This is a genomic window from Vibrio toranzoniae, from assembly GCF_024347655.1.
Lineage (GTDB): Bacteria > Pseudomonadota > Gammaproteobacteria > Enterobacterales > Vibrionaceae > Vibrio > Vibrio toranzoniae.
On sequence record NZ_AP025514.1, the window covers coordinates 837,065 to 863,975 of the forward strand.

Consider the following 26,911-nt stretch of genomic DNA (forward strand, 5'->3'; position numbering starts at 1 on the left):
AAAATCGGTCGCGAGTAGACTTACTTTGAATCTACGTGGCCGAGGTCTCTATCTGGAGCAATGATGTTTCGTACTCTTTGCTTCAGGACTTTAGCCTCAGGAAAACCGCCGTCCGCTTTTCTTTCCCAAATCTGTGTCCCATTACAAAAAATCTCGAATCGTCCGCCCGTATCAGGGTGTAGACTGACTTGTTCTATCTCTTCACTAAAGGTGTGCAGCAGTTCTTGGCACAACCAGCTTGAGCGCAGCATCCAATTGCATTGACGGCAATAGTGTATTGCTATCGTTGCTTGCGATACTGTTGAGGTTGTTGGATTCGATTCCGTATTCATAGTTAATCCTTTTGAATTCTATATCAGTAGCTTGATACCGACGGCAAACGTCAATATTTCGAAGGCCGTTTTGACGAGCTGATTGCTTGAACGGTTGGCAAGAAATGCGCCTAGGCTTCCACCTATAAATGAGCTAAGTAGAAGTATGGGTAGCCACAACCAGTATATGGGTGCGCCAGCTTGTACGATTGCGATACCGCCGATGCCATTCCAGAACAGGCCAACACATATCATGGTGAGCGCCACGGCCTGTTTATAAGTGAAACCAAACCAGCGAACCAGAAACAAGGTCACCAACAGTCCAGATCCCGCAGTCAGAGAGCCGTTGATGATGCCAATTAGCGTAAGCCCAATACCACCTATGATGTAACCTTTGGTGTCTCGGTTTTTGAGTTGTTCATCTTGTCCCAACTGCTTCTTTAGTCGGGAGTAAACGCCAAGTGCTAAGATCATCGCCCCAAGCAGTTTCTGTGCAATGTCGTCGGGAATCAGGAGCACGATATTAGCCCCAATGACCACACCTATACTACCCACAGCTATCAGGTAACAACAAACTCTCCAGTTTAGCGTTCCGCCTTTAATATGGGTATAGGCAGCCCCCAAACCTAACGCGACACTCGCGACCTTGTGAGTCGCTAAGGCGACCGAAAAGGGTAGGCCAAGAAAGATAAGCAACGGGAATTGAAGTAGCCCGGCACCGCCACCTGATAAGGAGGCGAGGGTATTGGCGATTAATGAACCAAAGAAGAGGGCAAGTGAGTTAATCCAATCCATAGAGTCTCGTATTTGTTAAAACAGCGAACAAAAAAGGGGCATCATGCCCCTCTTTCTATTGGTCTACCGTTAATGGTATTCAGCTATGCATATACAGCAAATAGCTACCCATTATTAGTTTGAAAACAATACGGTAGAACCGTGATTTAAGCTAGTCAGTAGCAGCGCTTTCTGATTAACGATATCAATTCGACGGCTTTGTTCAGCATCCATCTTGATCACCTGAGTTATGAGGTCTAATTGATCTTTAGAGAAATCCTGACGTTGAGCCGACGTGACATCTTTAAACTCAGTCGGAGAGATGAGTAAGTAATTATCGTTGATGTCCCACTGGCCAGTTTCGGATATGTTGATCACATTCGCTGGCGCAGTTTGTGTGCTGTAAAGCCTGACTATTGACATTCTTAAGTAGGTACCGTTTGGTAAATATTTCGCATTCGATGACAGTTCTACTTTACGAAGTGGGCCGATAGAGTCGGCTTGCGTGTTGTCGCTAATCAGAGTCACCATTTTTGCTTGCCACTCGTGTTGAGTTAACAGGTGTTCTATTTTTGCATCATTACCCCAATACAACCAACCACTTAAAAACGCGGAAATAACCAGTAGAATAATGGATACTTTTAATTTCATGTTACTGATCACCTTTACAAATGTCGTTTAAATCCGACTGGTTGGCGTAAATTTTAAGGGTTATATTCTCGCTCGAATATTTTTGTGGGTGGATATAGTTAAGAGCAAGGTTATTGGTTTGCCCACCTGTTGCAATCACCTCCGTTGGCTTCAATATGCCTGCGTGATTTTTGTTGTAGTACAAGACACACTTTTTAATTGCGGGTAGCCAACTGGTTAGATCTGGGTGGTTGATTGGTGACTGCACTTTCACGCCATCCACTTCAGCCAATGTTTTGAACTCGGATTCTGCCGGGTTAGTCAATGTTAAAACCAGAATCGGCATAATGAAAGCAACAAGTAGCAACCAAAACGTTAACCACTTATTTGTGTTTTTAGCCGGAGTTACATTAGGATCTCGTGTTGGCTCAGCTTCTACATCGGTTTCTTGAACCTTTGTTACTGGTTCTGGTTCAGCAGTTTCAGCAATGACTTCTTCCGACATTGTCGTGTTAGCGAACGTTAAGGTAGGTTCTACGTCATTTTCGGCAATTTCAGCGGCTATTGGCTGATCATTTGATGACAGTGGTGCTGAACGTTCAACGGTCGCAATAAATTGATATCCGCGCTTTGGGACCGTCTTTACAAACTCTGGAGATTTGGTCGAATCTTTCAGCATCTTTCTTAGCGTCGATACTGCTTGAGTTAAGCTTGAGTCATCGACCTCAAAGCCTTGGTCTCGCCAAACATATTCATGCAATTCATTGCGAGTGATAACTTCATTGGGCCTTTCCGACAGCATTAGGAGAATGCGGCTTTCATTACTACCAAGACGTACGACTTCGCCATCGCTTAGTTGATCAACAAGTGAATTGCTGTTTGGATCAAATACAAACCGCTGTGCGAGAATAAGCTTTGTGCCGATATTGCTCATTGAATTCTTCTATTTTGGGTGATTTTGGGTGAGAAATAGACAAACATTAGGTGAAGTTCAGTCAATTCTTCACCAAATCATGGCTTCTTTTATGTTCTTTTATATTTATAACACTCAAGGATAATAAAAACAGATCAAAAAAACAGTGTTTTTATGGTTTTTGACCTTGAATTTACATTTGTCATCCTCATGTTAATGAACACAAGAGTGACATAAAGTGTTACGTCCTTAAAATTATTCAACATAAAGTATAGATGTTTTGGAGTAAAAATGAGCGAAACGGCAACGCAAAATAAAGAGACTCGTGGCTTTCAATCTGAAGTGAAACAACTACTTCATCTAATGATTCACTCACTGTATTCAAATAAAGAAATCTTCCTACGTGAGCTTATCTCGAACGCATCTGACGCGGCTGATAAGCTTCGTTTTCAAGCCTTATCAAATGGTGACCTTTACCAAGGTGATGCAGATTTAGGTGTAAAACTTTCATTCAATGCTGAAGCAAACACCCTAACGATTTCAGATAATGGTATCGGCATGAGCCGCGACAACGTTATTGAACATTTAGGTACGATCGCTAAATCAGGCACTGCGGACTTTTTCTCAAAATTGTCTGAAGACCAAAGTAAAGACTCTCAACTGATTGGTCAATTTGGTGTTGGTTTTTATTCTGCATTCATCGTGGCAGACGCAGTAACCGTTCGCACTCGTGCGGCAGGTTTAGCGAGCAATGAAGCCGTTCAATGGCACTCTGCGGGAGAAGGCGATTACACCATTGAAGACATCACCAAAGAGTCTCGTGGTACTGATATTATTCTTCATATGCGTGAAGACGGGAAAGAGTTCCTAAATGAATGGCGTCTGCGTGAAGTGATTGGTAAATATTCTGATCATATCGGTATCCCAGTTTCTATCTTAACTGCGGTTAAAGATGACGAAGGTAAAGAGACCGAAGAGAAACACTGGGAGCAGATCAACAAGGCGCAAGCGCTTTGGACTCGTAACAAATCTGATATCGACAAAGAAGAGTACCAAGAGTTCTACAAGCACGTATCTCATGACTTTGCTGACCCACTAACGTGGAGCCATAACAAAGTTGAAGGTAAGAACGACTACACAAGTCTGCTTTACATCCCAGCTAAAGCACCTTGGGACATGATGAACCGTGACCATAAGAGCGGCTTAAAGCTTTATGTGCAGCGTGTATTCATTATGGATGATGCTGAGCAGTTCATGCCATCTTACATGCGTTTCGTTCGCGGCTTGATTGACTCAAATGATCTACCTCTCAACGTGTCTCGTGAAATCCTGCAAGATAACAAGGTAACTCAATCTCTACGTGGTGCATGTACTAAACGTGTTCTAACGATGCTTGAGCGCATGGCGAAGAATGACAACGACAAGTACCTAGAGTTTTGGAAAGAGTTTGGCCTAGTAATGAAAGAAGGCCCAGCTGAGGACATGGCGAACAAAGAGAAGATCGCTGGTCTACTTCGTTTCTCGTCAACGGAAGTGGATTCTGCTGAACAAACTATCAGCCTAGCGTCTTACGTTGAGCGTATGAAAGAAGGCCAAGACAAAATCTATTACCTAACAGCAGATAGCTATGCTGCCGCTAAGAACAGCCCACATTTGGAGCAGTTCAAAGCAAAAGGTATTGAAGTCGTTCTAATGTACGATCGCATTGATGAGTACGTAATGAACTACCTAACGGACTTCGACGGTAAGCAGTTCCAATCGATCACGAAAGCGGGCTTAGATCTAAGCAAGTTTGAAGGCGAAGAAGAGAAAGAGAAGCAAAAAGAGACAGAAGAAGAGTTCAAATCTGTTGTCGAACGCACTCAAGCTTACCTAGGTAATCGTGTTAAAGAGGTTCGTACTACTTTCAAGCTAGCAACAACGCCAGCAGTGGTTGTGACTGATGATTTCGAAATGGGTACGCAAATGGCTAAGCTTCTCGAAGCTGCGGGCCAAGCTGCACCTGAAGTTAAGTACATCTTTGAGATTAACCCTGAGCACGCTCTAGTTAAACAGATGGCAGACGAAGCGGACGAGCATGCGTTCGGCCGTTGGGTTGAGCTGTTACTTGGCCAGGCTATGCTGGCTGAAAAAGGCTCAATGGAAGATCCGTCACAATTCTTGGGTGCAATCAACGAGCTACTAACAAAACGTTAGTCTTTCGACTTTGGGCTAAGCAAATAATTGTATTAAAAAGCTCGCAAATGCGGGCTTTTTTTATGAACGTCGTTGAAAACTCATTAAACGTGGTCAACGTCACCGTTATCGTGGCAATAAATGCTACCAATGCATTCTTTAGTCGTAAATTCAGCCAAATTGAATATTAATGTGATAGAATGCTCGACCTAATCAGTTGAGAGTGTGAAAGTATCGTCTCCAGCTGTATGATTTTTAAACGTTATACCGAAACTTACCGTTTTGCTTCTGTTTACAGTTTTGCTTAACCTCTACTGTTATCTAACGCTTTCTGTTTATCTTACAAATGAACTAGGAAGGTAGGATAGTGAGCTTCGGTATAAATCATAATTTTATAAGAGGATTAAACATGCGCATCATTCTTCTAGGTGCTCCTGGCGCGGGTAAAGGTACTCAAGCTAACTTCATCATGAACAAATTTGGTATCCCTCAAATTTCAACTGGTGACATGCTACGTGCTGCTATCAAAGCGGGTACTGAGCTTGGTAAGCAAGCAAAATCAGTAATCGACGCTGGTCAGCTAGTTTCTGATGAAATTATCCTTGGTCTTATCAAAGAGCGTATTGCTCAAGATGACTGCGAAAAAGGTTTTCTACTAGACGGCTTTCCACGCACAATTCCACAAGCTGATGGCCTAAAAGAAATGGGTATTGCTGTTGATTACGTTGTTGAATTTGACGTAGCTGACGATGTGATTGTTGAGCGTATGGCTGGTCGTCGTGCTCACCTTTCTTCAGGTCGTACATATCACACTGTGTACAACCCGCCTAAAGAAGAGGGCAAAGATGACGTAACTGGCGAAGAGCTAGTGGTACGTGATGACGACAAAGAAGAAACAGTTCGTGCACGTCTAGGTGTATACCACGATCAAACAGCGCCGCTTATTTCTTACTACGGTAAAGAAGCGGAAGTCGGCAACACTAAGTACCTTAAATTCGACGGTACTAAGCAAGTTGCTGAAGTTAGTGCAGAACTTGAGAAAGCACTAGCATAATTGGCTAACAGCCAGTTTTAGAATTTGATATATTAGAAGCGACCTTATGGGTCGCTTTTTTTGTTCCAAATTTTAGTACGATACCAATCTCGATAAGTTTGATTGCGCTGATTTAAGGTTTTTAGCCCTGATGATGGATAGCAGTTTAGAGTTTGAGATACCTCACGTTCAGAATGATTATTCAAACATTTGGTATGCTCAATGATCTTGAATTTATGTAGATTAGTATATTACTTTCCAGAAAATTACATATGAGTCTCAGGTATCTATGGAAAATAATAAAAAGCAGGGCGTTTTACTGGTGAACTTAGGGACTCCAGATTCGGCGACCCCAGCTGGCGTTCGTCGATTTTTGAGTGAGTTCTTACATGACAAGCGGGTGGTTAACCTAACGCGTTGGCTTTGGTGTCCTATTTTGCACGGGGTGATTTTACCGATTCGCTCGCCTAAAGTGGCTAAGCTGTACCAGTCGGTCTGGATGGATGAAGGCTCACCACTGCTTGTGTACTCCCAAAGACAAGCTAAAAAACTCCAGAAAAAACTAGAGATGCCTGTTGCATTGGGTATGACCTATGGCAACCCAAGCCTAAAGTCGGGTGTTGAGCAGCTGATGGAGCAGGGCGTTGAAGATATCATCGTACTGCCTTTATATCCTCAGTATTCTGGAACAACCACAGCGGCTGTTTCTGATGGTTTAACCAAAGCGTTTAAGCAGATGCCAGTAATTCCAAGCTATCGCTTTATTCGTGATTATTACGCGCATCCTAGTTATGCTAAAGCACTGGCTGAAAGCGTTCGCAGCCATTGGGAGCAAAATGGCAGAGCCGATCACTTGGTTTGTTCGTTCCATGGTATTCCTAAGCGCTTAGCTGATGAAGGTGATATTTATCCTCAACATTGTGAAGCGACGACAAAACTGCTTGCTGAAGAGTTAGGCTTATCTGAGGAAGATATCACCATGACATATCAGTCGCGATTTGGTCGAGAAGAGTGGTTGAAGCCTTATACAGATGAAACGCTTGAGTTACTACCAAGTAAGGGCATTAAGAGTATCGATATTATGGCACCGGCGTTCTCTGTAGACTGCTTGGAAACATTGGAAGAAATTTCTGATCAGTGTAAAGATACCTTCATTGAAGCTGGTGGTGCGGACTTTAGTTATATTATGTGCCTTAACGACAGAGATTCGCACATCGATATGATGGCAGAGCTAGTGGAACTTCACCGTTAATTGATATGTAGGTTCTATACATAACAAAAGGGCTGCCTCATTGATTGAGCAGCCCTTTTTTAATTAGTGTTCTGAAGTCATTTTAGCTATTAGGTGTTATTAGATATTAAGCGACAGATGTTTCTGCTGACTGATCTGCTTTTGATTCTGTGTCAAGCGTCATGTTGGTTTCTACGCCATGCATCCATGACACAAGTTTACCAGCACACAGCAGCAATAATATGCCACTAGCCGTTGCGGTAATCGCTATACCACTGAAGATTGCCATAGCACCAAACTCGCCTACATGAGAACCAACCAGACCTGCTACGTAGTTTGCCACCGCGTTGAAGCCAAACCAAGCGCCCATCATCAGAGAGGCTAAACGAAGCGGAGCTAACTTAGTGACCAACGACAGGCCAATGGGCGATAGACAAAGCTCACCAAGGGTATGGAAGAAGAAAGCACCCACCAGCCATAACATTGATGTTTTCACTGTTAGGTCACCACCTTGTTCCATTACCGCGCCCATCATGCACACGAAACCCAAAGCTAAGAAGAACAAAGCCATAGCAAACTTCACCGGGGAATTTGGTTCACGCTTACCAAGCTTAACCCAAAATGCGGCAATGAATGGCGCAAGAGTAATGATGAAGAATGGGTTTAGAGATTGGAACCACGCGGCAGGTACTTCAAAACCACCAATCATACGGTCAGTATATTGTTGAGTGTAGATGTTCATCAGACCACCTGCTTGTTCAAAGCCAGCCCAGAAAACGATCACGAACAGACCCATAATTAAAATCACTTTTAGTCTGTCAAATTCTTCTTTGGTGAGTGGATCTTTTTCTTTAGATTTGTTTAAGGCTTTTGCTCGAGCTGCAGCAGGCACTGAACCTATGTTACCTAACCACGATTGAGCCATAGTCACTTGCATGATCAAACTAATAATCATACCAATGCCAGCGGCTAGGAAGCCTGCTTTCCAGCCGAAAGAGTCGACTGCAACACCTGAAATTAATCCACCAAGCAGTGCGCCTAAGTTGATGCCCATATAGAAAATAGTGAAAGCACCATCACGTCGGTTGTCGCCTTCTTGGTACAAGTCACCAACCATGGTCGAGATGTTTGGTTTAAACATACCGTTACCACTGATAAGCAGAGCTAAACCGAGGTAAAGAGCATTTACTTGGTCTAAGCCAATAAAGCCATTGGGTAGAGCAAGTGTAAATTGGCCTAGCGCCATTAATAAACCGCCAATCAGGATCGATTTACGTTGTCCTAAGTAATTATCTGCAATCCAGCCACCGATTAAGGGTGTAATGTAGACTAAGCCAGTATAAATACCGTAGAGATCAAGTGCGTCTTTCGTTGACCAACTGAGCCCACCGTTAATAGTGGTGTCGGTTAAAAATAAAACCAGAATTGCACGCATTGCGTAATAGGAAAAACGTTCCCATAATTCTGTGCTAAAAAGTAGGAATAGGCCTCTAGGATGGCCAAAGATATTGTGATTGCTTGGCATAAGTTTTACTAACTTCAGGTATTAAAAGATTTTATAGTAACTTATGTATACAGAGTGGAATAAAAAACTGCAATAGATGTTTTTTGTGGTTTTAAAAGTGTATTTATGTAAGGTGCTGATATTAATGGTTTTTTATTGAGTTTTGTTCTGAAAGGGTGCGATGAAAACTAATTTTCCAGATTTGAATTGGATGATTAATGCGCCTTCTTTAGTGCCTATCGAATGGTGTTTTACTTATGCATTAGTGCGGTGTATGGGTTGGTCGAAAATGAAAATGCGATCTAATAGGTTTTTATATATCAACACCTTCTATATTCATTATTTGTATGTAAATATTATCGCTGTACAATGGCTAATTGCATTTTTTGAAGGCTATTTTCTTGGTAAATAGCTCTATTCGGAAGATTACTCTGTTGATAACGGTTCATATTATTACGCCTAATTAAACCGTTTTATGCTGTGGTAAGATGTTCCAAAATAAAATAAAATAAATGGCTAGTAAAAATGAAACGTTGGTATTTAGTCTACTGTAAGCGTGGTGATCAAAAACGCGCACAGCAGCACTTGGAAAATCAAGGGGTAGAGTGCTTTTATCCCCAAATAGAAGTTGAAAAGTCAGTTCGAGGAAAAGAAAAACGAGTCAAAGAACCGTTATTCCCGTCTTATATCTTTGTTCGCTTTGACTACGAACAAGGCCCTAGTTTTACGACAGTTCGTTCAACCCGTGGTGTTGTTGATTTTATTAAGTTAGGTGCAAGGCCACATGAAGTCCAAGGTGACATAGTGTTTGAACTTAAAAAGTTCGAAAATTGTTGTAGTAACGAAGTTAAAAATTGTTGTGTTGAGTTTGAATCAGGACAAGTAGTGACAATTCAGAGTGGCCAGTTTGCTGGGGTTGAAGCTATTTTCGATCAGAAAGATGGTGAAGCTCGCTCTATTATGTTGGTAAAAATGATCAGCCAAGTGGTTCCGATCAGTATTGAGAACGAAGCACTACAAGCTCACGCATAAGTACAGCACTACAAAGAGAGAAGCAGGCTTAAAACAAAAAAGGCGCATAATGCGCCTTTTTTAGTATTTAGGGGGTGTTCAAAACACGTTAAGCGTTGTAAGCATCGTTGTGAACGGTTTGAACTGCACGGCCTGATGGGTCGACACAGTTTTTGAATGACTCATCCCACTCAATCGCTTTCGCTGATGAACAAGCAACTGAAGGGCCGCCGGGTACACATTCTGCTGCTGAATCTAGAGGGAATAACTCTTCAAAGATTTCGCGGTAAGCGTAACCTTCTTTAGTGGTTGGCGTGTTGTAAGGGAAGCGGAACTTAGCAGCTTCCATTTGTTGATCCGTGACTTTCGCTTCCGCTGTTGCTTTCAACGTATCAATCCAATCGTAGCCAACACCATCAGAGAACTGTTCTTTTTGACGCCAAGCGATTGAGTCTGGAAGGTAATCCTCGAAACACTCACGTAGGATGTGTTTTTCCATCTTACCGTTACCACACATCTTATCTTCAGGGTTCAGACGCATTGCTACATCGATGAAATCTTTATCCAAGAATGGTACGCGGCCTTCAACTCCCCATGCTGCCAATGATTTGTTTGCACGAGCACAATCGAACATGCTTAGAGCAAGCAGTTTACGAACGGTTTCTTCGTGGAACTCTTTCGCGTTTGGCGCTTTATGGAAGTACAGATAACCACCAAAGATCTCATCAGCACCTTCACCAGACAGTACCATTTTGATGCCCATTGCTTTGATCTTGCGAGCAAGCAAGTACATTGGCGTTGATGCACGAATTGTCGTTACATCATAAGTTTCGATGTGATAGATAACATCACGGATGGCATCTAAGCCTTCCTGAATGGTGTAAGTCATCTCATGGTGTACAGTCCCGATCTTGTCCGCAACTTCACGAGCAGCGATAAGATCTGGTGCGCCTTCTAGGCCAACGGCGAATGAGTGCAGTTGTGGCCACCAAGCTTCAGATTGTTCATCATCCTCGATACGCATTGCAGCAAAACGTTTAGCGACTGCTGAAGTGATTGATGAATCAAGACCACCAGATAGAAGTACACCGTAGGGAACGTCAGTCATTAGTTGACGCTTAACGGCAGCTTCTAATGCCTCAGTCAGTTCTTCTTTGCTTGTGCTGTTACCTTGAACGGCAGCATATTCGTTCCAATCGCGAATGTAGTAGCGTTGAGGTTCTGCATCTTTTGAAGAGTAGAAGCTACCAGGGGGGAACTCACTGATCGTCTTACATACAGGTACTAGCGCTTTCATTTCAGAAGCGACGTAGTAGTTACCGTGCTCATCATAGCCTTGATAAAGCGGGATGATTCCGATGTGGTCACGCCCCACTAGGTACTCGTCTTTGTCTTCGTCATACAATACGAACGCAAAAATACCGTTAAGTTCTTCTAATAGCTCTGCGCCCATTTCTTGGTATAGGGCAAGAATTACTTCACAGTCAGAATCCGTCTGAAATTGGTACTTGTCTTCATAGCGTGCGCGAAGTTCTTTGTGGTTATAGATTTCGCCGTTTACTGCAAGAATGTGCTTTTTGTCTTGGCTGTATAGCGGCTGGGCACCACTGTTAAGGCCAACGATAGCTAAACGTTCATGAGCGAGGATGGCTTTCTCACCAGCATAGATGCCAGACCAATCAGGGCCGCGGTGACGAAGCTTTTTAGACATTTCTAAAGCAATAGGGCGAAGTGCTGCGGCATCACTTTTAATGTCGAGAATGCCAAATACTGAACACATAGAACTTCCTTTTAAATAATTTCTAAATTAACTGTATTCAATTTGCCATTTTGGCTAAAAAAAGCAACCAGATGTGAGTAAAAAAATAATATAAAGGCTCGTACATTAGAAATAATCTAATAATAGTGTTGTTTTTGTGTTTCCTATCTAATTGCAGTTGGTTTTTTATACGAAAGCCTCTCAAAAGTGCACAAGTTCGCAATTTTGAGAGGTTTGGAGAGAGGTTTTAGACTAGATTTTATTGATGTTTGGGTTTAATTGTTCACATACATGCCGAGCAAAGCCACTACCAGCTTCACTGTAAATGTTGAATGCCGCATCGACGCCATTTTCTTTTAATGTTTCTAGTTGATCTGGATATTCGGCAATCGCTGCAATTTGACCTTTAAAATTACGCGACTTCAATTGTTCTATAGCGGTTTGATTACCTTGGTGATGAGGCATCGCTAATATCACCAGTTTTACATTGGCTGTATCTAAAATTCGTTCCCAAAAGTCTGGGTCAGTTGCGTCGCCAGAAATTACGTTTCTTCCGTGGCTTCTGTGGTTGTGCGCAGCATCTTCACGCACCTCCACACCTAAGCTGACTTTACCGTAGCGTGAACGTAGCTCGTCGTAGGCACCGGTACCAATTCGTCCCATGCCAAGGATAAGCACTTGAGCACGACCAGGGTCGATAAGTTGGTCTCGTTGGTGAAGTTTCTCTGCGGCGTGCTCTTTTAGCCACTTTCTGGATTGTTGATAAAGTTTGTGACCAGCTCTATTTAGAGGAGCGGCGATTAAGAACGAAAGTGATACGGCAATAGCCACAGCCACTAAGATGTCACCAGACATCCAACCCATTTTAAAAGCGAGGCCACCGACTATGAGGCCAAACTCACTGTAGTTAAACAGTGATAGAGAAGCGAGGAGTGATGTTCGAACACGGAACTTAAAGCGGTTGAGTACTAAGAAATAAAGTAAACCTTTGACTGGTAGCAACAATAAGAATAGGACAGCGAGCATAAATCCTTGAATGGTTGGTTGCTCGGATAAGCCAATGTTCAAAAAGAAGCAAATAAGGAAAAGCTCTTTAAGGTTAAACAGTGATTTTGATAGCTCTGAGGCTTTAGGGTGGCCTGCTAGTAACATACCTAGGATAAGGGCACCTAGATCTGGTTTCATGCCAACAAGCTCGAACAGGCCGGCGCCTATCACTAACGCAAAGAAAATGCCGAACAGAACTAACATTTCACCGTGCCCAACCCAATCAAGTACCTTGTAGAAAAGAGGGCGTAAGAATGGAAGAGCGAATAATGCGATGGCATACCACTCTGGAATTTTTCCTGTAGATGCTGTCAAAAAGACCACGGCAAAAATATCCTGCATCACCAGAATACCTATCGCTAATGTTCCGTAGGTCGCATTCATTTCTCCTTTCTCTTGCAGGGACTTAACTGCGAATACGGTACTAGAGAAAGAGAGGGCAAAGCCAAGTAAAACGATTTGTTCCATCGACATGGCAGCTAGCGATGAAATACCTAAGAGCTTAAAACCAAATAGGGCGGCTGCAAAAAACAGAGTCGATAAAAGATTGTGGATTGTTGCCCCTGCCCAGATTTCCTTAGAGAGTAAGGTTTTGATGTCGAGCTTTAAGCCAATAGTAAACAGGAGTAGCGTGACACCGAGGTCCGCTAAGGTAATGATGGTGTCATTGGTTTGAAAGCCTAGAGCATAGAGCCCAAAACCTGCGACCAGAAAGCCAACTAACGGGGGAAGGTGACATTTTAAAGCAATAAATCCTGCGATAAACGCAGTGGATATTAATATAAGTTCCATAACTTGTTGTTTTAGTTCCCTAGCTTAAAAAAACGGGCCGTGTTCATACAAACACGGCCCGCGGAAAATCAGAATGGTTTTCTTTAGTCTTCGAGTAGCTTTTGAAGTAACACGCCGTTGAGCATAGCGCGCTTAATCATGGCAAAAGCTCCCATCGTAGGATGTTTGTCGATCTGCGATGCTACAATAGGTAAGCCGCTATGGAAAGTCGTTAAAGACTGATTCTCTACATTGCGCTTAATTGCAGGGAAAACAACCTCTTGTGCCTTCGTAATGTCACCGGCAATGATCACTTTTTGAGGGTTAAATAAGTTAATCGTCATTGCGATAGCCTTACCTAATTGGTTCCCTACGCGAACTAAGCTCTGCTTGGCCAGTTCGTCACCGTTGATAGCATGGTCACAAACATCTTGAATAGTAATATGTTCAAGTTCTGTTAAAGAAGACTTATAGCCTTGCTTAATCAGTTTCTGTACTCGTTCAATAATCGCAGGGTTCGCAGCTACTGTTTCAAGACAACCGAAATTACCACACTGACACTGTTCACCTAGGGGATCAATTTGGATATGGCCAATTTCCCCAACGTTACGATTGTGGCCAAGGAAGACTTGGCCATTAACGATAATGCCAGCTCCAGTACCACGGTGAACGCTCACTAAAATCGAATCTTGGCTGTCTTTACTTGCACCGAAATAGTGTTCGGCAAGCGCCATTCCTCTAACGTCATTGCCAACAAAGCAAGCCACATGGAATGTGTCGCGAATAATGTCGCTTAATGCTAGGTTATCGATATCCGTGTTTGGCATATACTCAACGACACCTGTCGTAGGGTTCACCAAACCTGGAAGAGTGATACCAATTGCAATCAGTTGGTCGATCTTTGGTTGATGTTCTGCAATGAAAGCCTTCAAGTTGTTGAGCAAACCTTGGGTCAGGTCTGACTGATCTGAATAATCAAGGTCTTGCTGCTGAAAAGCCAATTCACGACCACCTAGATCATGAAGGCTCACTTGAATGTAGTCTCGCCCCAATCGTACAGCAATGGAATGGAAAGGTTCTACTTCTGTAGTTAGCGAAATAGCGCGCCTACCGCCAGTAGACGCTTGTTGCGCTACCTCTTTAATTAGGCCGCGCTCTAAAAGTTGGCGGGTAATTTTTGTAACACTTGCCGGTGCGAGTTGGCTTACATCTGCCACTTGTATGCGACTGATAGGCCCTTGTTGGTCTATTAGTCTATATACTGCCGCACTGTTTAGTTGTTTAACTAAGTCTACGTTACCTATTTGTCCGCCATTCATACTTAATTATGCTCGTATTGTCCGTTAACAACAGTCGCTTTAACGTTAAAGTCTCGGTCAAATACAGCGAGGTTTGCAACCATGCCTTTTTTGATTCGACCTAGCTTACTTTCTACACCAATAGCTGTAGCTGGGTATAGCGTAGCCATGCGGAGAGCTTCGTCTAAAGCGATACCAGCGTGCTCAACTGTATTCTGAACTGCTTCAATCATAGTCAGAGCTGAGCCGCCCAGTGTGCCATTTTCATCAACACACTTACCATCACGGTAATATACTTTCTTACCGACAAAAATAAAGTATTCCATGTTAGCACCTGCAGGAGCTGTGGCATCCGTCACTAATACCAACTTTTCTCCCTTGATTTTATGCGCAATTCGGATGTTTGCGTAATCAACGTGGAAGCCGTCAGCAATAATACCGGCATAAACCTCAGGGGTATCGTAAATCGCACCAACAACGCCTGGCTCACGGCCAACCATCGGAGTCATCGCGTTGAATAGGTGAGTCGCGAAGGTAATACCTGATTCAAAACCTTGACGCGCTTCTGCGTAAGTTGCGTTGGTGTGACCGATAGAAACTACTACGCCAGCTTTGTGTAGACGTTCGATATGTTCAGGGTCGTTAAGCTCGGGAGCTAGTGTTACTTTTGCAACAAGGTCGCTGTTCTCACAGATAAGCTCAATCATATCGCTATCGGATTTACGAATGTGATCGACGCTGTGAATGCCTTTCTTAGCAACGTTTAGGTAAGGACCTTCAAGGTGTAGACCTAAAGATTGATTCTGATACTGGTTGTGGTATTCGCGAGCTGCCTTAATAACCGCACGCATATCTTCGTCTGAAGAGGTGATAAGCGTTGGTAGGAAGCTAGTACAGCCAGATTTAAGGTTTGCCTCGTGCATGATCTGCATGGTGTTTGCAGTGATCTCATCGTTAAGCATGACACCGCCACACCCATTTAATTGTAGGTCAATGAAACCTGGGCTTAGATTTGCTCCATCTAGGTCGCGAACCTCGATGTATTCTGGCAGTTCAGAGATAGGGCATACTTTTTTGATCAGTTGGTTTTCGATTACAACAGCATGATCGGTTAGAACATCACTACCTGTGTAAATTTTACAGTTACTTAGCGCGTACATAGTCAGCTAATCCTTATTTCGTGAGATCTTTAAAATTTCTTCGTTACGTAAATGTGGACTTAGTTTGCGGGCATCATTTACGTAACGATTTATCTTCTATGGTCAAACAGATTTAAAATTGTAGTCAACTCAAAGCTTTGAAACTTAAGGTTTAATTAAATATTAGCCATACATTAATATTGAACGTTAACTGCTATTCACATGGGTAGATAAACGAAGAGACCCCTCTTTTCCAACTATGAATTAGATTTAGATTTTATCTATAAATGCCCATTTTTTGAATGATAAAATAAGTTTTATGATCTCGCTAGCAAAAACCTCTGGATTTGGTAAAAACTGGTGATTAGGATCACAAATGGTAAGGTTTTAATTTGCGGGGCAAAATTAATTGAATACACTGAAAAGGACTAAATTGAGCGACTAAAATAAGTTTCTCAAAACGAATTCTAAAAATCCTATAGGGGGAAACAACTGGTGAATATTTTAGGATACGCACAGAAGCTAGGTAAGGCATTAATGCTACCTATCGCAACACTTCCGATTGCGGCATTGCTATTACGTCTGGGGCAACCCGATTTACTAGATATCGCATTCATGGCATCTGCTGGTAACGCAATCTTCAGCCAACTACCATTGTTGTTTGGTTTGGGGATAGCTATCGGTCTGTCTAAAGATGGTAACGGCGCAGCAGGTCTTGCTGGCGCAGTTGCTTACTTTGTATTGACGGCAACAGCAACAAACATCGATGCAAGTGTGAATATGTCATTCTTCGGCGGTATCTTCGCAGGTATCATCGCAGGTCACTCTTACAACGCTTTTCATGCAACACGCCTTCCTGAGTGGCTAGCATTCTTCTCTGGCAAACGTTTAGTTCCTATCATGGCTGGTCTATTTGCTTTGGTTGCTGGTGCTATCTTTGGTGTTGTATGGCCTGCCGTTCAGTCTGGTCTAGACGCACTGGCTCACGCGGTATCAACGTCTGGCGCTATCGGCCAATTCGTTTATGGTACGCTTAACCGTGCACTTATCCCTGTAGGTCTACACCACGTATTGAACTCATACTTCTGGTTCGGTATGGGTACATGTCAAGAAATCGTTGTTGCTGGTCAAGGCGCATTCGCTAACATCACTCAACTCTGTGTTGACCCTGCACTTGCTAAAACTCTAGTTGTTGGCCAAGAGCACACATTCACATTCGCTAACTCTGTAATGCCAGAAATCACTACTGTAGTTAAAGAAGTGACTGAAACTGTTAAATCTGGCGACCTAAACCGTTTCTTCGGTGGCGATAAAGGCGCAGGCGTATTCATGAACGGTTTCTTCCCAGTAATGATGTTCGGTCTGCCAGGTGCTGCGCTTGCAATGTACCTAGCTGCTCCTGCTGAAAAACGTAGTCAAGTGGGTGGCGCACTGTTCTCAGTTGCATTCTGTTCATTCCTAACTGGTATTACAGAGCCGCTAGAATTCATGTTCGTATTCTTAGCTCCAGCTCTATACGCAATGCACGCAGTATTTACTGGTCTGTCTCTAGTCGTTGCTAACATGTTTGGTACTCTGCACGGTTTCGGTTTCTCTGCTGGTCTAATCGACTTCGTATTGAACTGGGGTCTAGCAACTAAACCATTCGTACTACTATTAATCGGTCTAGGCTTCGGTGCTCTATACTTCTTCACTTTCTCTTTCGCAATCCGCGCTTTCAACTTGAAATCGCCAGGTCGTGAAGATGATGACGAAGCGGTAGCTGCTCCGGCGGGTGACGCACCAAAAGGCGACCTTGCTCGTCAATACCTGAAAGCTCTAGGCGGCCACGATAATTTAACGTCAATCGACGCTTGTATTACACGTCTACGTCTAACTCTTAAAGACCGCTCTGTTGCAGATGAAGTTGTTCTTAAGAAATTAGGTGCTAAAGGTGTGGTTAAACTAGGTGAAAACAACCTACAGGTTATCCTAGGGCCACTAGCTGAAATTGTCGCTGGCGAAATGAAAGCTATCAGCGAAGGTGAAGACCTATCTGGTGTAAAACTTCCATAGTTTGGGAAGTGCTTAATTAAGATGTCACGCTAATCTTAAGTAAGTTCAAATTGAAGGCCTCCCTGATGGGAGGCTTTTTTGTGCCTGTGATTTAAGTTCGGTGAACAAGGTTCGTTCTATTCTTTACCGAATAGCAGAAATAATCGTAATTAACAGACGGTTCTTATTGTGCAAAGGCTAAGAATTGTGGATGATTAGCAACAATGATCTTTCTATCTTTGACTGGCGCTATAAGCGGCCGTTTTCTTGGAGACGAAAGATAACTTTCTCTGACAATACTAAATACATAGAGGTGCTATAGATGAGTGAAGCTGAGGCTCGTCCATCGAATTTCATTCGCCAAATTATCGATAAAGATTTAGCGGATGGTACACACAGTAGCGTGCATACTCGTTTCCCGCCGGAGCCAAACGGTTACCTGCATATTGGTCACGCTAAATCTATTTGCTTGAATTTTGGTATTGCTCAGGACTACCAGGGACAATGTAATCTTCGTTTCGATGATACAAACCCTGAAAAAGAAGACGTTGAATACGTTGAGTCAATTAAGAATGATGTAAGCTGGTTAGGCTTTGGATGGTCTGGTGATATTTGTTACTCATCAAACTATTTCGATACGCTTTACGCTTATGCTGTGGAATTAATTAATAAAGGCTTAGCGTACGTTGACGAGCTAAGTCCTGAGCAGATCCGTGAATACCGTGGCACGCTAAAAGAGCCAGGTAAAGCGAGCCCGTACCGCGATCGCAGCCCTGAAGAGAACCTAGCGTTGTTTGAAAAAATGCGTGACGGTGGTTTCGAAGAAGGCAAAGCGTGTCTACGTGCTAAGATCGACATGAGCTCTTCATTCATGGTGATGCGCGATCCTGTTATCTACCGTGTTCGTTTTGCTCACCACCATCAGACAGGTGACAAGTGGTGCATTTACCCAATGTACGATTTCACTCACTGTATTTCTGATGCGTTGGAAGGTATTACTCACTCTATCTGCACTCTTGAATTCCAAGACAACCGTCGTTTGTACGACTGGGTGTTAGATAACATTACGATTGACAGCCAACCTCGTCAGTATGAGTTTAGCCGCTTGAATCTTGAATACACAGTGATGTCTAAGCGTAAGCTGAACCAACTTGTGGTTGAGAATCTAGTTCAAGGTTGGGATGATCCTCGTATGCCAACTATCTCTGGTTTACGTCGTCGCGGGTTTACTCCAAGCTCGATTCGTGAATTCTGTAAGCGTATTGGTGTAACGAAGCAAGAGAATATGATTGAGTTCGGTTCACTTGAATCTTGTATTCGTGATGATTTGAACGAAAATGCACCTCGTGCGATGGCTGTTCTGGATCCTGTGAAGGTAGTTATCGAGAACTACGAAGCAGATACAGTAGAAACGCTAACCGTTGCAAACCACCCAAATAAGCCAGAAATGGGTACTCGTGAAGTACCATTTACACGTGAAGTTTGGATTGAGCGTGATGATTTCCGTGAAGAAGCAAACAAGAAGTACAAGCGTTTGGTTCTAGGTAAAGAAGTTCGTCTACGTGGCGCTTACGTGATCAAAGCAGAACGTATCGAAAAAGATGCAGAAGGCAACATTACGACTATCTTCTGTTCTTACGACAACGAAACTCTGGGTAAGAACCCTGCAGATGGCCGTAAAGTGAAAGGCGTTATCCACTGGGTATCAGCTGATAAAGCACTGCCTGCTGAGATTCGTTTATACGATCGTCTATTCACAGTGGCAAACCCCGCCGCTGCTGACGACTTCGCAGCAACGCTGAACCCTGAATCTCTGGTTACGCTAAACGGTTTTGTTGAGCCTAGCTTAGCTGAAGGCGTGGCAGAGCAAGCGTACCAGTTTGAACGTACCGGTTACTTCTGCGTAGATTCGAAAGACTCTAAAGCAGACGCGCTAGTATTCAACCGTACAGTTGGCTTGCGTGACACTTGGGGTAAAGCTGAAGCTTAATGACTCTGTTTCTCAAAGCTTAGTTTCTCAAGGTGCGATTAATAAAAAACCGGCTTAGAGCCGGTTTTTTTGTATCTGGATAAAATAACAAATTGTGAGTCAAGCTGATGTGAATCTTAATACCGCATGAGCCTAAATAAAAAACGCCAGCCTAAGCCAGCGTTCTTTGTTACTTCTTCGCTTTATGTGCGTCTGGGTTGCCTTTGCAATCCCCTGTGATGCTTTTACCATACAGATACAAACTGTGGTTAGTTAGCTGTACGTTGTAGCGTTGAGCGATTTCTTTTTGTCTTTCTTCGATAAGATCATCAGAAAATTCGATAACTTCACCGCAGTCTAGACACACTAGGTGGTCATGGTGATGCTGTGTTGAAAGTTCAAATACAGACTTACCGCCTTCGAAGTGGTGGCGAGTTACAATGCCAGCGTCATCGAATTGGTTAAGCACTCGATAAACGGTTGCAAGCCCGATCTCTTCACCTAGGTCGATCAGCTTTTTATATAAATCTTCAGCACTAATATGTTGGCAGTCTGGTTGTTGTAATACTTCTAAAATTTTGAGCCTTGGGAGGGTCACTTTAAGACCAGCATCTTTTAGCGCTTGATTATTGTCTGACATATACTTTCCTGTTGATGATCTGCAGCAATTAACAGTATTCAATATTAATACCATTATAGTTTAGTCAGGCATAACAATAAACCACGAACTTATAAGGGTTTCTATCCAGCATCACAATCTGTTTTGTAAATTGGAAGTATCTCACTTATAGTGGAGGTAAGACCAGTAACGGTCGCGGTATTTCTAATGTGAACACGGAATGTTGTCATGAACAAGCAACTTGCAAGAATATATAAACCAAGCATTGTAAGGTTCGCACTCAATGTTTGGCCTCCGTTTTGGGGCGCTGGTATTAAGATAGCCCATATTAGCTCTGATTTCAGGGTAGTAAAGACGGTGCTCAAGCTGCGTTGGTGGAATAAAAATGCCAATCGTACTCAATATGGAGGCAGTATCTTCTCCCTAACCGATCCGGTTTACTCGTTGATGTTAATGGGAATTTTGGGTGAGAGATACTATGTGTGGGATAAAGAAGCGAGCATTAACTTTATCAAGCCTGGCCAATCTGACTTGTATGCAGACTTTGAGATAAGCCAAGGACAACTTGATGAGATTTATCGGCAGACGCAGCTTGGAGAAAAGTGTTTCCCAGAATTCATTATCTATGTAAAAGATAAACAGGGGAATGTGGTATCAGAAATCCAGCGAACCTTGTATGTAAGGAAGAAGCCACAATTTAGAGAAGATGACGATAAAGCATTAGAAGCGGAATGTTAGTCTTTAAGTATTAAACAGAAAAACCTCCATTTAGGAGGTTTTTTATATCGATATAGTTGTCATTAATTGTAACAATTAACAACCGTTAGAGGATTAGTCTTCTAACTCTGCAAGGCACATCTCTTCGTGGATTTGTTTAACCCAGTTAGATACTCGCTCATCGGTTAGCTCTGGTTGACGGTCTTCATCAATACATAGACCAACGAATTGGCTATCGTCACCTTCAACTAAACCTTTTGATGCTTCGAATTCGTAGCCTTCAGTCGATGTGTGACCTAAGATCGTACCACCTTTCGCTTCAACGATGTCACGGACAGTACCCATAGCATCACAGAAGTACTCTGCGTAATCTTCTTGGTCGCCACAACCGAAGATAGCAACAAGTTTGGTTGAGAAGTCAATTGCTTCTAGTTCTGGGAAAAAATCATCCCAATCACATTGAGCTTCGCCGTAATACCACGTAGGAATACCAAGCAGCAGTAGATCGAAGTTATCGATATCCTCTTTGCTGCTTTTTGCAATGTCTTGAACGTGAACGAGCTGTTTGCTCAATTGCTTTTGAATCATCTTAGCAACAGCTTCAGTGTTACCTGTATCGCTACCAAAGAAGAGACCTACACTTGCCATAGAATCATTACCTTTCATTTTGTCTGTTGTCGGTGTAATAAAGTTCGGAAGGGAGTCATTAGATCCCTGTTCCTTCCCAGCTTAGTTGGATTATCCCTTTGGCGATAAAACCTGCACAACCAAGGAAAAGTACTAACCATACGATGCGACGACCAAATACAGGGACGTTTCCCTGCTTTAGAACATCTCTAATTGCCATACCGATCAAAAAGAAAATCGCGGCAAATAGGAGATCTAAACCAACAGATTCAATGATGTTCATGTAGTCGTAAAGCATGGGAACCTTATATACCAATTTTGCTTGGGCGCACTATATCACTGTTGTGAGATAAAGTTAATCTACACTGATTACACAGTTCTCATTTATCTGCATGAAAAAGAGTACTTAAGCGATGAACTTTCTGATTGCTCTGAGTACTTCGGCTGGCTTTTCTGCATGCAGCCAGTGCCCCGTGTTTGCGATGACATGAGCTTTCGCATTAGAAAATTGCTGCTGAACAGCGGTTTGATGTTCAGCCGTGAGGTAATCAGAATCCCCACCTTTTATCAGCAAGGTTTTGACCGACGTTTTATCAATAGGTTTCCAACCAATGATCTGCGAGTAATTAGCGAGCAGTGACGCAACATTGAAGCGCCATTCCATAACCCCTTGTTCTGATTTAAACAAAGATTTGGTCAAGAACTGACGAACGCCATCGATCTCGATATGGTTTGCGAGAACCTTTAGCGCCTCTGAGCGAGAGGTCGGTTGTTCTTCGATCACGGCTTGTAGGCCTGCGAATACGTTATCGTGACGGCTTTGAGTGTACGCGACAGGTGCCATGTCTAAGACAACTAACTTACGCAGTGTAAGGTGTTGTGTCAGTGCCATCGCTACTTTGCCTCCCATTGAGTGACCAATGACAGTGACATCTTCTAGCTCAAGATCATTCAACAGTTGAGCGACATCCTGTGCCATCGCTTGATAGTTGTGAGTGTCACTATGGAAAGATTGACCGTGGTTGCGTAGATCGACACTAAGAACCTGATGATCGGCTTTTAGATCCCTAGCGAGTAAGCCAAGGTTGTCCAGATTACCGAATAATCCATGGATCAAAACAATGGTGTGACCCTCACCTTCAATTTTATAGTTGAGCTGTACTGACATTTTTATCTTATTCATGGTGGGTTTGACGTAGAGTATCCGCGCGGATCTCGCTATAATCCCCCAGAGTTTAAACATTGAGATTGTGAAAAGCGAATGAAAACAATTGAGGTTGATGAAGACCTATACCGTTTTATTGCGGGTCAGACAGAACGTATTGGCGAAAGCGCTTCAGATATTCTGCGCCGCTTGTTACAGGTTGATAGTCAAGGTATGGCTCCGATCGAAGAGATCGTTGAGCCAAAAGGTATCGTTGTTAGCAAAGAAGTCGGCTTTACTCCAGAGAAGGTCGATGGCGTTAAAGAAATGCGCTCACTACTAATATCAGATGAGTTTGCGTCACTAAAGAAAGCCATTGATCGTTTTATGCTTGTGTTATCGACACTGCATAAAATCGACCCTGAAAGCTTTTCAGAAGCAACTCAAGTAAAAGGCCGCAAGCGTGTTTACTTTGCAGATAACGAAGCGACGTTGCTAGAGAATGGCAATACAACTAAGCCTAAGGCCATCCCACAAAGTCCTTTTTGGGTTATTACTAATAACAACACTAGCCGTAAAAGACAGATGGTTGAGCAGCTTATGAGCCGTATGAGTTTTCAAGCAGAATTGATAGAAAAAGTAACAGGTTCAATTTAACGAAACCTGATTTAAACCTCATAATATCCATGGATAAGAAGATATTATGAGGTTTTTTTGTTTTTAAATTTTATATATAAGGATGTCTAAAAATGGCTATGCACCCTCGTGCTGGGCAAAAAGCTCAGCAGGAAGATCTTCATAATATTCCGGCTTTAGTGGCTAACTATTTCTTACAGCAACCGGATGCTAACAACCCAGATCATAAAGTATTGTTTGGTACTTCTGGCCACCGTGGTACCGCAGACAAATCAACATTTAACGAAAATCACATTCTAGCGATTGCACAAGCAGTTGCAGAGGTTCGTGCCGAGCAGGGGACAACAGGCCCACTTTTCTTAGGTAAAGATACTCATGCTCTATCTGAGCCTGCGTTCTCTACGGTTATCGAAGTGCTTGTAGCGAACGGTGTTGAAGTTATTATTCAAGAAAAAAATGGCTTTACTCCAACACCAGGTGTCTCGCACGCGATCCTTACGCACAACCTAGCGAATGATAAAAAAGCCGATGGCATTGTTATCACACCTTCACATAACCCTCCTCAAGACGGCGGTATCAAATACAACCCGACACACGGTGGTCCTGCTGAAGCTGAATTAACGCAAGCGATTGAAGATCGCGCGAACGTTATTATCGCTGAGCAAATGCAGGGTGTTAAGCGTACTCCTATCGCACAGGCTAGACAGTCCGAGTTAGTGAAGGAAGTGGATCTGGTTGCTCCATACGTTGCTGATTTGGTTAACGTGGTTGATATGGAAGCGATCCAGAAAGCAAACATCAAGATTGGTGTTGATCCACTGGGTGGCAGCGGTATTGATTACTGGCGTCAAATTGGTAAAGCGTACAACCTAGATCTTACTTTGGTAAGTGAAGCCGTTGATCCTTCGTTCCAGTTTATGTCTTTAGATAAAGATGGCGTGGTTCGTATGGACTGTTCTTCTCCGTACGCGATGGCAGGTTTACTGGCGCTTAAAGATGACTATCAACTCGCGTTTGGTAACGACCCAGATTACGACCGCCACGGCATTGTTACGCCAAAAGGCCTAATGAACCCAAACCACTTCTTAGCGGTTTGTATCGACTACTTATACCGTAACCGTGAAGGTTGGGGCAAAGATGTTGCTGTTGGTAAGACACTGGTATCAAGCGCTCTGATTGATCGCGTTGTTGCTGATTTAGGTCGTGAGCTTTGTGAAGTGCCAGTTGGATTCAAATGGTTCGTTGATGGCTTATATAACGGTCAGTTTGGTTTCGGTGGTGAGGAGAGTGCGGGTGCCTCTTTCTTACGTAAAGACGGTACGCCTTGGTCAACAGATAAAGATGGCCTGATTCTTTGCTTACTTGCGGCTGAAATCACAGCAGTTACCGGTAAGAACCCACAAGAATACTACGAAGAGCTTGCCGCTAAACACGGTGAGTCTAAGTACAACCGTATTCAAGCGGTAGCCAACGGCGCACAAAAAGACGTGCTTAAGAAGTTATCTCCAGAGATGGTTTCAGCTGAGACGCTTGCTGGCGATGCGATTACTGCACGCCTAACGCATGCTCCAGGTAATGGCGCTGCGATTGGCGGCTTAAAAGTGACGACTGAGAACGGTTGGTTCGCTGCTCGTCCATCAGGCACTGAAGACATCTACAAGATCTACTGTGAAAGCTTTAAAGGTGAAGAGTACCTAAAAGCAATTGAAGCAGAAGCTCAAGAGATTGTTAATCAAGTCTTTGCTGCCGCTGGCCTATAATCAAATACAGATTAGTAGAGCCACAAGGTAAATAGTGAAAGGGTTGATGTGAAAGCATCAGCCCTTTTTATTTGTCTGTGAGTAAGTGGATAAGACTAAGTCAACTCAATGGCTGAATGGATTAGCCGTGTGGCCAGCTTTGTGGCATCACAAACCAGAATTGACCTGATTTGGTTTGTCCGTGAACGAAGCGATCACCAAACTCAGTAAGAGGTTCACAGGTGAAGTCATCAGTGCCAGCTGCCCATTGCTCTTTGGTGAGAGGGTAGAGTACTTCAGAGATTAAATGGGCTTGGTTTTGATAGCACCAAAAACCGTTTACTTGGCTTGAATTAATGTCATAACCCAAACATTCAGTAGGTACTTTTTGATCTAAGAAGGGGTTGGTATAGAGACGACCCTGCATGAGGAGATGTTTTGAGTCGACATCGATCTCTGGATATTGCTCAAGAAAGGCCGTTGAAGACGACATACCCAATTGGTGGCTCAACATTCTATCGAGCTTCTTATCTAATTGGTCATGAGCGTTAGGACCAAACCATGTTTGTTCATGGAGTAGGTAAAACTTAATCGCCACTTCCCAATGCTGCAGTTTTTGGCTGCGCTCTTCTTCGAGAATAAAGTCGATAGCACCTAGTGTTCTACCTTCAACATTAATCTGAATCTCATCGTACTTGACCGAATAATTATCCGAAGCACCGATGACTTGTTCACATAGGTGCTGGTAGAGGAAACCTAACCTAGGGTTACCATTGTATGTATGTGATGAATCGATAGTATGAGGGCCTGAGAAGCCCCTGAGATCAGAAATGGGTGGTTTGATTTCCAGTAACGGTGGCGAGTCGATAACCCATTGGTAAAAACGTTGCAGTGCTGTCATCTCTTCCTCATCAACATAGCTCTTTATAAACATAGATCTTGATAAACATAACCTTGGGGCTTTCGACATTCTACCCGTAAATTGATATAACGACGTTATTATAAAGGTAAGCTGGAAATAAAAATGAATAACTTACAATTAGAAAAGCTACTGAACGAAAAACTTCAGCCACAGCAGATTAAAGATTACTGTCCGAATGGTCTTCAAGTAGAAGGTGCTTCTGAAGTGAAGCGCATTGTAACTGGTGTAACAGCTTCTCAAGCACTGATTGATAAAGCGGTAGAATTGAACGCCGATGCTTTGTTAGTTCATCATGGTTACTTTTGGAAAGGTGAGTCAGAAGCCATCCGCGGTATGAAAGGCAAGCGCATTCGTACTCTGATTAAAAATGACATTAATCTTTTTGGTTATCATTTACCTCTCGACATTCATCCTGAGCTTGGTAACAACGCTAAGCTAGCTGAACTACTCGATATTGAGATAGAAGGAGGCTTAGAAGGGCACCCACAATCGGTTGCTATGTTTGGTAAGTTGAAAGCGCCTATGACAGGTACTGAGTTTGCAGATAAAGTCGACCAAGCTCTGAATCGTAAACCACTGCATATCGCTCCTGAAAACCAAGACAAACTGATTACCACTGTGGGTTGGTGCACTGGTGGCGGTCAAGATTATATTGAACTTGCCGCGTCTCAAGGTATTGATGCTTTTATCTCTGGTGAAGTTTCAGAGCGTACAACGTACTCAGCTCGTGAGCAAGATATTCATTACTTCGCTGCAGGTCACCACGCAACAGAGCGCTATGGTGTGAAGGCATTAGGTGAGTGGCTAGCAAACGAACATGATATAGATGTTGAATTTATCGATATTGATAACCCAGTATAGTCACGTTTAGAGGTTGTAACTCTCTGAATATTTGTACCTTCATTGAA

24 protein-coding genes are annotated in these 26,911 nt (G+C 43.1%); 10 read left to right on the forward strand and 14 right to left on the reverse strand.

Annotation, left to right across the window (positions count from 1 at the left end; all coding sequences use genetic code 11):
* Positions 1 to 20: 20 nt before the first annotated feature.
* From OCU50_RS03775 to OCU50_RS03790, 4 genes are all read right to left on the reverse strand, one after another.
* Positions 21 to 332 carry an Rdx family protein gene (locus tag OCU50_RS03775; protein WP_060468273.1) on the reverse strand — a complete coding sequence of 104 codons (312 nt, stop codon included), beginning with the start codon at positions 330 to 332 and terminating at the stop codon, positions 21 to 23.
* Between the two features lie 18 nt (positions 333 to 350).
* The gene (locus OCU50_RS03780; RefSeq protein WP_060468272.1) at positions 351 to 1,106 is read right to left on the reverse strand and encodes a sulfite exporter TauE/SafE family protein; all 756 of its coding nucleotides are present in this window, start codon (positions 1,104 to 1,106) and stop codon (positions 351 to 353) included.
* A gap of 114 nt (positions 1,107 to 1,220) precedes the next feature.
* Positions 1,221 to 1,736 carry a regulatory protein ToxS gene (locus OCU50_RS03785; protein ID WP_060468271.1) on the reverse strand — a complete coding sequence of 172 codons (516 nt, stop codon included), beginning with the start codon at positions 1,734 to 1,736 and terminating at the stop codon, positions 1,221 to 1,223.
* Position 1,737: 1 nt separating this feature from the next.
* Positions 1,738 to 2,649: a transcriptional regulator gene (locus OCU50_RS03790; RefSeq protein WP_060468270.1), complete on the reverse strand. Its 912-nt coding sequence runs from the start codon at positions 2,647 to 2,649 to the stop codon at positions 1,738 to 1,740.
* A gap of 270 nt (positions 2,650 to 2,919) precedes the next feature.
* Between OCU50_RS03790 and htpG the strand changes: the two genes are divergently transcribed.
* The 3 genes from htpG (at position 2,920) to hemH (ending at position 7,088) form a co-directional block, all read left to right on the forward strand.
* Entirely contained in the window at positions 2,920 to 4,824 is a 1,905-nt protein-coding gene (htpG, locus tag OCU50_RS03795) for a molecular chaperone HtpG (RefSeq protein ID WP_060468269.1), read from the forward strand.
* 388 nt (positions 4,825 to 5,212) lie between these two features.
* On the forward strand, positions 5,213 to 5,857 hold the full coding sequence (gene adk, locus OCU50_RS03800) for an adenylate kinase (RefSeq protein WP_046224691.1): 645 nt from the start codon (positions 5,213 to 5,215) through the stop codon (positions 5,855 to 5,857).
* A 268-nt stretch (positions 5,858 to 6,125) separates the two neighbouring features.
* On the forward strand, positions 6,126 to 7,088 hold the full coding sequence (gene hemH / locus OCU50_RS03805; protein WP_060468268.1) for a ferrochelatase: 963 nt from the start codon (positions 6,126 to 6,128) through the stop codon (positions 7,086 to 7,088).
* Positions 7,089 to 7,194: 106 nt separating this feature from the next.
* Here the strand turns inward: hemH and OCU50_RS03810 are convergent, their stop codons facing one another.
* A complete protein-coding gene (locus OCU50_RS03810) occupies positions 7,195 to 8,592 on the reverse strand; it encodes a peptide MFS transporter (RefSeq protein WP_060468267.1) in 1,398 nt (465 codons plus the stop codon).
* Positions 8,593 to 9,096: 504 nt separating this feature from the next.
* On the opposite strand from OCU50_RS03810, the gene rfaH reads away from it, so the two are divergent.
* Positions 9,097 to 9,603, forward strand: a complete 507-nt coding sequence (rfaH, locus tag OCU50_RS03815) for a transcription/translation regulatory transformer protein RfaH (RefSeq protein ID WP_060468266.1) — start codon at positions 9,097 to 9,099, stop codon at positions 9,601 to 9,603.
* Between the two features lie 88 nt (positions 9,604 to 9,691).
* Here the strand turns inward: rfaH and asnB are convergent, their stop codons facing one another.
* From asnB to nagA, 4 genes are all read right to left on the reverse strand, one after another.
* The gene (gene asnB / locus OCU50_RS03820; RefSeq protein WP_060468265.1) at positions 9,692 to 11,362 is read right to left on the reverse strand and encodes an asparagine synthase B; all 1,671 of its coding nucleotides are present in this window, start codon (positions 11,360 to 11,362) and stop codon (positions 9,692 to 9,694) included.
* A 231-nt stretch (positions 11,363 to 11,593) separates the two neighbouring features.
* Positions 11,594 to 13,180 carry a cation:proton antiporter family protein gene (locus tag OCU50_RS03825; protein ID WP_017056391.1) on the reverse strand — a complete coding sequence of 529 codons (1,587 nt, stop codon included), beginning with the start codon at positions 13,178 to 13,180 and terminating at the stop codon, positions 11,594 to 11,596.
* Between the two features lie 83 nt (positions 13,181 to 13,263).
* Positions 13,264 to 14,478 (reverse strand): DNA-binding transcriptional regulator NagC, encoded by a 1,215-nt coding sequence (gene nagC / locus OCU50_RS03830; protein ID WP_060468264.1) that lies wholly within the window; start codon positions 14,476 to 14,478, stop codon positions 13,264 to 13,266.
* A gap of 2 nt (positions 14,479 to 14,480) precedes the next feature.
* On the reverse strand, positions 14,481 to 15,617 hold the full coding sequence (gene nagA, locus OCU50_RS03835; protein WP_060468263.1) for an N-acetylglucosamine-6-phosphate deacetylase: 1,137 nt from the start codon (positions 15,615 to 15,617) through the stop codon (positions 14,481 to 14,483).
* 474 nt (positions 15,618 to 16,091) lie between these two features.
* Here nagA and nagE point away from each other — a divergent pair, with 474 nt between their 5' ends.
* Positions 16,092 to 17,651 carry an N-acetylglucosamine-specific PTS transporter subunit IIBC gene (nagE, locus tag OCU50_RS03840; protein WP_060468262.1) on the forward strand — a complete coding sequence of 520 codons (1,560 nt, stop codon included), beginning with the start codon at positions 16,092 to 16,094 and terminating at the stop codon, positions 17,649 to 17,651.
* A 301-nt stretch (positions 17,652 to 17,952) separates the two neighbouring features.
* Positions 17,953 to 19,620 carry a glutamine--tRNA ligase gene (glnS, locus tag OCU50_RS03845; RefSeq protein ID WP_060468261.1) on the forward strand — a complete coding sequence of 556 codons (1,668 nt, stop codon included), beginning with the start codon at positions 17,953 to 17,955 and terminating at the stop codon, positions 19,618 to 19,620.
* Positions 19,621 to 19,789: 169 nt separating this feature from the next.
* Here glnS and fcrX read toward each other — a convergent pair whose 3' ends face one another.
* On the reverse strand, positions 19,790 to 20,239 hold the full coding sequence (gene fcrX / locus OCU50_RS03850) for a ferric iron uptake transcriptional regulator FcrX (protein ID WP_004734226.1): 450 nt from the start codon (positions 20,237 to 20,239) through the stop codon (positions 19,790 to 19,792).
* A 207-nt stretch (positions 20,240 to 20,446) separates the two neighbouring features.
* Here fcrX and OCU50_RS03855 point away from each other — a divergent pair, with 207 nt between their 5' ends.
* Positions 20,447 to 20,956 (forward strand): DUF4442 domain-containing protein, encoded by a 510-nt coding sequence (locus tag OCU50_RS03855; RefSeq protein ID WP_017056396.1) that lies wholly within the window; start codon positions 20,447 to 20,449, stop codon positions 20,954 to 20,956.
* Between the two features lie 93 nt (positions 20,957 to 21,049).
* On the opposite strand, the gene fldA is transcribed toward OCU50_RS03855, so the two are convergent.
* The 3 genes from fldA to OCU50_RS03870 form a co-directional block, all read right to left on the reverse strand.
* Complete coding sequence (fldA, locus tag OCU50_RS03860) at positions 21,050 to 21,583, reverse strand: flavodoxin FldA (protein WP_017056397.1); 534 nt, start codon at positions 21,581 to 21,583, stop codon at positions 21,050 to 21,052.
* Positions 21,584 to 21,641: 58 nt separating this feature from the next.
* Positions 21,642 to 21,860, reverse strand: coding sequence for a DUF2788 domain-containing protein (locus OCU50_RS03865; RefSeq protein ID WP_017056398.1), 219 nt, complete (start codon positions 21,858 to 21,860; stop codon positions 21,642 to 21,644).
* A gap of 108 nt (positions 21,861 to 21,968) precedes the next feature.
* The gene (locus tag OCU50_RS03870) at positions 21,969 to 22,730 is read right to left on the reverse strand and encodes an alpha/beta fold hydrolase (protein WP_060468260.1); all 762 of its coding nucleotides are present in this window, start codon (positions 22,728 to 22,730) and stop codon (positions 21,969 to 21,971) included.
* A 93-nt stretch (positions 22,731 to 22,823) separates the two neighbouring features.
* On the opposite strand from OCU50_RS03870, the gene seqA reads away from it, so the two are divergent.
* A complete protein-coding gene (gene seqA / locus OCU50_RS03875; protein ID WP_017056400.1) occupies positions 22,824 to 23,363 on the forward strand; it encodes a replication initiation negative regulator SeqA in 540 nt (179 codons plus the stop codon).
* A gap of 92 nt (positions 23,364 to 23,455) precedes the next feature.
* Entirely contained in the window at positions 23,456 to 25,102 is a 1,647-nt protein-coding gene (pgm, locus tag OCU50_RS03880; protein WP_060468259.1) for a phosphoglucomutase (alpha-D-glucose-1,6-bisphosphate-dependent), read from the forward strand.
* A 121-nt stretch (positions 25,103 to 25,223) separates the two neighbouring features.
* Here pgm and OCU50_RS03885 read toward each other — a convergent pair whose 3' ends face one another.
* Positions 25,224 to 25,982, reverse strand: coding sequence for a DUF1853 family protein (locus OCU50_RS03885; protein ID WP_060468288.1), 759 nt, complete (start codon positions 25,980 to 25,982; stop codon positions 25,224 to 25,226).
* Between the two features lie 123 nt (positions 25,983 to 26,105).
* On the opposite strand from OCU50_RS03885, the gene OCU50_RS03890 reads away from it, so the two are divergent.
* On the forward strand, positions 26,106 to 26,864 hold the full coding sequence (locus OCU50_RS03890) for a Nif3-like dinuclear metal center hexameric protein (protein WP_060468258.1): 759 nt from the start codon (positions 26,106 to 26,108) through the stop codon (positions 26,862 to 26,864).
* The last annotated feature ends 47 nt before the right edge of the window (positions 26,865 to 26,911 follow it).